Raw genomic sequence first — 257 nt, 5'->3', positions numbered from 1 at the left:
AACCGGTGTTGGTAAAACCGAGCTATGTAAATCACTGGCGACTTTCTTGTTTGATACTGAAGAGGCCATGGTACGCATTGATATGTCCGAGTTTATGGAAAAACATTCGGTGGCACGTCTGGTCGGGGCGCTCCGGGTTATGTTGGATATGAAGAAGGTGGTTATCTGACAGAAGCAGTGCGCCGTAAACCTTATTCAGTGATCTTGTTGGATGAGGTTGAAAAAGCCCATCCAGATGTCTTCAATATTTTGTTGCA

Annotated in this window: 1 pseudogene; it reads left to right on the top strand. The window is 45.1% G+C overall.

Annotated elements, in window-relative coordinates:
• Positions 1 to 257: pseudogene (locus E8Q33_RS15045) on the top strand (AAA family ATPase); the annotation flags it as partial.

Origin of the sequence: Methylophaga sp. SB9B (genome assembly GCF_004832235.1) — a bacterium.
Taxonomy (GTDB): domain Bacteria; phylum Pseudomonadota; class Gammaproteobacteria; order Nitrosococcales; family Methylophagaceae; genus Methylophaga; species Methylophaga muralis.
The sequence above is the reverse complement of the archived record's forward strand: the minus strand, read 5'-3'. Positions and strand labels throughout refer to the sequence as shown.